Genomic DNA, 5,614 nt, shown 5'->3' on the forward strand with positions numbered 1-5,614 from the left:
ACCACGTGCCCCCACATCAGCCCAGCGGCCCCAACCAGCAACGGCCCCATCGCAGGCCGCTCGCAGCCGAGTCACCGCAGGCGGGGGCCGGGCTTGGTTTTCAGAACATTCCGCAGACCAGTGTGGCGCCTTGTCCGCAGCTCCGAAGGAGCAGGACAAGGCGCCACACATGGTCGAGGACGCTCTGAAAACCAAGCCCGGCCCCCGCCGGACAGGTCCACCGCTACTCGCAGAGCAGCTTAGCGATCTGGACGGCGTTGGTTGCCGCGCCCTTACGGATTTGGTCGCCGCAGCACCAGAAGGTAATGCCACGTGCGGCCTCGGGGTTCGAGATGTCGCGGCGTACGCGACCGACCCAAATCAGGTCCTGGTCGGAGGTGTCCATCGGCATGGGGAAGCGATCGTGCGCATCCTCGGCACTCATGTCGTCAACCAGCTTGACGCCCGGAGCGGCAGCCAGCGCAGCACGGGCCTCTTCCACCGTGATGTCGCGCTCAAACTCGAGCGTAATGCTCTCGGAGTGCGAGCGCAGCACGGGCACGCGCACGCAGGTGCAGTTCACGCGCAGCTCGGGCAGGTGCATGATCTTGCGGCCCTCGTTTTGCAGCTTCATCTCCTCGGAGGTAAAGCCCTCTTCCTTGACGCCGCCAATCTGCGGAATCAGGTTGCTCGCCAGCTGGGCGGCAAACGCGCGCGGCTCGGGAATCTCTTCGCCACGGCCCAGGGCGGCCAGCTGGGCCTCAAGCTCGGCCATGCCGGGGGCACCAGCGCCCGAAGCCGCCTGGTACGTCGAGACGATCATGCGCTTCACGCCAGCGAGCTGATGCAGCGGCCACGTGGGAACCAGGCCGATAATGGTCGCGCAGTTGGGATTGGCGATAAGACCGTGATGCCACTTGATGTCGTCGGCATTAATCTCGGGCACGACCAGCGGTACCTCGGGATCCATACGGAAGGCATGGCTGTTGTCGACCACGACGGCGCCGCGCTTGACGGCCTCGGGCAGCAGCTCCTTGGCGATATCGTCGCCGGCAGCGCCGAGCACGATGTCGCAGCCCTCAAAAGCCTCGGGGCAAGCCTCCTCAATCACAGCCTGCTCGCCGCGGAACTCGACGGTCTTGCCCGCAGAGCGTGCGCTCGCCAGCAGCTTGAGCTTGCCGACCGGGAACTCCTGCTCGTTCAGGCACTCGAGCATCTGGGTGCCCACGGCTCCCGTCGCGCCCAAAATAGCAACCGTGTACTGTTTCATGCTTCCCCCTTTAAAGGTTGTGGCTATCGCCCGCACGCCAAGCAGGCCGATTATTGTTGCCAGTGTATACAAGAACGGGGCAGGCACGAAACCCGCCCCGTCGAAACGAAACCGAAACGAAACGCCCCGCCGTAGATTTTTTGACATGGCCCAAAAATCTACCGAGCAGTCGCTACTTTTTGAGCGCGGCCAGAGCGGGATCAACCGGCGCGGAAGCCTCCAGGTCGGAGACCTTCACAATGCCATTTTCGTCGGAGAAGGCACGGTAAATGGTCCGAATCGCCAGGTCAAAGTCCTTCTCCTCGACACCGATAATGATGTTGATCTCGTCGCAGCTCTGCGAAATCATACGTACGCTCACGCCGGCCTGACCAAGCATGCCAAACAGATGGCCCGAGATACCTGCGCGGCCGCGAAGGTTACGGCCGACGGTCGCGATGAGCGCCAAACCCTCGACAACCTCGATCTCGAGCGGCTCGACCTCCTGCTGAATGTCGCCCACGAGCGAGTACAGCGAGTCGTGCACATCCTGCTCCTGCACCACGGCGCCAAAGCGGTCGACGCCGGTGGGCATATGCTCGACGGAAACGTCATAGCGTTCGAACACCGAAAGTGCACGGCGCATAAAGCCGACACGGGGCTTGGTGCGGTCGCGGGCAACGTTGATGGCGACAAAGCCGCGCTTGCCGGTCACGCCGGTAATGATAGGCTCCGCCTCACCCTCGTCAGCCGTCTCGCTAATGATGGTGCCGGGGTCCTGCGGCGCATTGGTGTTCTTGATGACCAGCGGAATGCCTGCCTCGCGCACGGGGAACACGGCCTCCTCGTGCAGGACGCTTGCACCCATGTACGAAAGCTCGCGCAGCTCCTCGTAGGTAACGCGCGCAATGGGCTGAGCCTCGGGAACAATACGCGGATCGGCAGAATAGAAGCCCGAAACGTCGGTCCAGTTCTCGTACAGGTCGGCACCAAGGCACTTGGCCAGAATCGAGCCGGAAATATCGCCGCCGCCACGGTCGAGCAGCTTGATCTGCCCCTCACGCGTCGCGCCGTAGAAACCGGGCATGACAAAGCCGCCCTGCTGGCCGTACTCCTGCACCAGCTCGGCGGTGCGGTTCATGCTGAGCGTACCGTCATGATGGAACGCCACGACCGTCGCGGCATCCAGGAACGGCAGGCCCAGGTACTCGGCCATCAGGCGAGCGGTAAAGTACTCGCCGCGGCTTACGAGCTCCTCAGTAGAGTAGCCACCGGAGCGAGCACGCTCGGCAAAGGCCGCAAACTCTTCGCGGATGGGATAGGTGAGCCCCAGCTCGTCAGCGATATCAAAATAGCGCTGGCCGATGTCCTCGAGCAGCTCCTCGCACGACACGTGGTACTTGACGTGCGCGTTGACCAAGTAGAGCAGATCGGTCACCTTGGTGTCGCCCTTAAAACGGCGACCGCAGGCAGAAACCACCACAAAACGGCGGGCCGGATCGGCATCGACGATGGCCTTGATCTTCTTAAAGTGTTCGGCGTCGGCGACCGACGAGCCGCCAAACTTGGCAATCTTAATCATGGGCTGGAGGTTACCTTTCTAAAAAGCCTCTGCGAACCTATTTTGCGCGCTCTGATACCATGGTTTCACCGATTGGGACCAAGGCATCCGAGGAGCAGTGTTATATGGGAACTTATCATAGTACACGAGGACGCACTTTATCGTGCTCAAGTAAGGTGGCAATCCGTACCGGCATCGCTCCCGACGGGGGTTTGTTTGTCTCGGACGAGCTCGGCACCCAGCAGGTCGATATCAGCTCGCTTGCAGATAAATCGTACTTTGAAATCGCTCAAGATGTGTTGGGAATGTTACTGAATGATTACACGACCGAAGAAATTTCGGCCTGTGTGAATGAGGCATACCGCGGCACGTTCGCGAGCGAAGAGGTCACGCCGCTCGTCAAACTCGACGCCGCACCGGGCGCTGACGTCCCTCAGACCTATGTGATGGAGCTCTTTGGCGGCCCCACAAGCGCCTTCAAGGACGTCGCCCTGCAGATGCTCCCCCGTCTGATGGCCCGCACTTCCGCCAAGGACGGCGGCGCCGAGCGCATCATGATCGTCACCGCCACGTCGGGCGACACGGGCAAGGCAGCACTCGCCGGCTTTGCCGACGCCCCGGGCACGGGCATCACCGTCTTTTATCCCGAAGGCAAAGTCAGCCGCGTGCAGAATCTGCAGATGTCCACGCAGGAGGGCGATAACGTCGCCGTCTGCGGCATCCGCGGCAACTTCGACGATGCCCAGAGTGCCGTCAAGCGCATCTTTGCCGATAAGGAGCTTGCCGAGCGCCTGGAAGCCGCCGGCACTGTGCTTTCGAGTGCCAACTCCATCAACGTCGGCCGCCTGGTGCCGCAGGTTGTCTACTACTTTGCCGCCTATGCGCAACTGCTGCGCGCCGGCGCTATCGAGGCTGGCGACGCCGTAGAGTTCTGTGTGCCCACCGGCAACTTTGGCGATATCTTGGCCGGCTACTACGCCAAGTGCATGGGTCTGCCCGTCGCCAAGCTCGTCGTGGCGAGCGACAAGAACAACGTGCTTGCCGACTTCCTGACCACCGGCGTTTACGACCGTAACCGCCCGTTCTTCACGACCATCTCGCCGTCGATGGACATCCTTATTAGCTCCAACCTGGAGCGCATGCTCTACTTCTTGTCCGACGGCGACTGCGAGCTCGTTGCCGGCCTTATGGAGCAGCTGGCACAGACTGGTCGCTACGAAGTTCCCGCCGACCTGCTGGCAAAGATTCAGAGCGTCTTTGGTTGCGGTTGGGCCAGCGAGGACGAGGTCCTCACTGCCATCAAGAGCTGCTGGGACGCCAACGGCTACGTGATCGACCCGCACACCGCTTGCGGCTATCACGTCTTTGAGCAGGTCGCTTCCGCCGAGGGCGCCAAGGCCCGCGTGCTGCTTTCGACCGCCAGCCCCTACAAGTTCCCGCGCGCCTGCTGCGATGCCCTGGGGCTCGACGTTCCCGAGGATGATTTTGAGGCTATGCGTGTGCTCGAGCAGGCCACCAACACGGTCGCCCCGACCCAGCTCGCCGAACTCGAATCCAAACCCGTCCGTTTCGAAGACGTCTGCGACGTCGATGAGATGGCAAGCTACGTCGAGTCTGCAGCAAAACGAATGAGCACCAACTAGATTCCTTATTAAGCGCCGGCGAAAGCCGGCGCACCTTCTTTTTATTAAGCTTTCGGGATGATGACGAGCATGCGAGCGGGTCTGGCCGTTTAGTTCGTCGCGAGTTCCGCACGAGCCGGAAAGCACTTAATGTGCTTTCCGAGCGAGCCAGGACTGCCCGAGCAGCGAACTAAACGGCCAGACCCGCCCAGGAGGACCCACATGATCAAAATCACCGTCCCAGCAACCAGCGCCAACCTAGGCATCGGCTACGACACCCTCGGCATGGCCGTCAGCCTCTACTCGCACTTCACCTTCGAGCGTACCGACAAGCTCACCATCACGGGCTGCCCCGAGGAGTTCCAAAACGAGAACAACCTGGTCTATGTGAGCTTTGTCGATGCTCTGGCCGCCTGGGGCGAGCAGGCCTTCCCCGTTGCCATCGACATCCAGACCGACGTGCCCGTCGCTCGCGGCTTGGGTTCCAGCTCCACCTGCGTCGTCGCTGGCATCATGGCGGCCGCCGCGCTGACGGGCCACACCGTCGACCGTGCCGAGCTCGTCCGCATTGCCACCGAGGTCGAGGGCCATCCCGATAACGTCGCCCCTGCCATCCTGGGCGGTGCCGTTTGCTCCTTTACGCCGACTGATTCGCTCCCCCAGTGCCTGCGCTACGAGGTGAGCGATCGCTTGCGTTTTATTACCGTGATTCCGCCCTACGAGGTGCATACGAGCGAGGCGCGCAAGGTTGTGCCTCAGGAGATTCCACTCTCCACCGCCGTATGGCAAATGGGCCGCATCGCCGGCATGACGCGCGGCCTGGAGACCGGCGACCTTGACCTGATTGCCGCCGCCAACGACGACCGCATCCAGGAGCCCTATCGCCGCCGCCTGATTCCCGATTACAACGCTGTGCGCGACACCTGCCTTAATGGCGGCGCCAAGACCATCTGGATCAGTGGCTCCGGCTCGACCCTTATGGCTGTAACCGATGACACTATCGTAGCCAAGTTCCTGCAGGTCAAGCTGCGCGAGCAGTTCCCCAAATGCGACACGCACATTCTGACGTGCGACACGGAAGGCGCCCAGATCGAATACCTGTAGTCGCCGTACCTTATACCCGCCGGGGAGGCCAGGGGCTTTGCCCCCAAATCGTCCTCGGACATGGCAGGACCCCCGCTGCGCACTTCGTGCGGCGGGGGT

General features: G+C 62.0%; 4 protein-coding genes. 2 read left to right on the forward strand and 2 right to left on the reverse strand.

The genetic code is table 11. From position 1 onward, the window contains the following. Nucleotides 1-223: 223 nt before the first annotated feature. Nucleotides 224-1,249: an aspartate-semialdehyde dehydrogenase gene (locus tag DW180_RS09885; RefSeq protein ID WP_117790509.1), complete on the reverse strand. Its 1,026-nt coding sequence runs from the start codon at nucleotides 1,247-1,249 to the stop codon at nucleotides 224-226. Between the two features lie 172 nt (nucleotides 1,250-1,421). Continuing rightward, nucleotides 1,422-2,810: an aspartate kinase gene (locus DW180_RS09890; protein ID WP_118238514.1), complete on the reverse strand. Its 1,389-nt coding sequence runs from the start codon at nucleotides 2,808-2,810 to the stop codon at nucleotides 1,422-1,424. A 104-nt stretch (nucleotides 2,811-2,914) separates the two neighbouring features. On the opposite strand from DW180_RS09890, the gene thrC reads away from it, so the two are divergent. Both thrC and thrB read left to right on the forward strand, forming a co-directional pair. Then, nucleotides 2,915-4,432 carry a threonine synthase gene (gene thrC, locus DW180_RS09895; protein ID WP_118238515.1) on the forward strand — a complete coding sequence of 506 codons (1,518 nt, stop codon included), beginning with the start codon at nucleotides 2,915-2,917 and terminating at the stop codon, nucleotides 4,430-4,432. A gap of 201 nt (nucleotides 4,433-4,633) precedes the next feature. After that, nucleotides 4,634-5,515 carry a homoserine kinase gene (thrB, locus tag DW180_RS09900; protein ID WP_117648278.1) on the forward strand — a complete coding sequence of 294 codons (882 nt, stop codon included), beginning with the start codon at nucleotides 4,634-4,636 and terminating at the stop codon, nucleotides 5,513-5,515. The last annotated feature ends 99 nt before the right edge of the window (nucleotides 5,516-5,614 follow it).

This window comes from Collinsella sp. AM16-21 (assembly GCF_003471905.1).
In the GTDB taxonomy this organism is placed as follows: domain Bacteria; phylum Actinomycetota; class Coriobacteriia; order Coriobacteriales; family Coriobacteriaceae; genus Collinsella.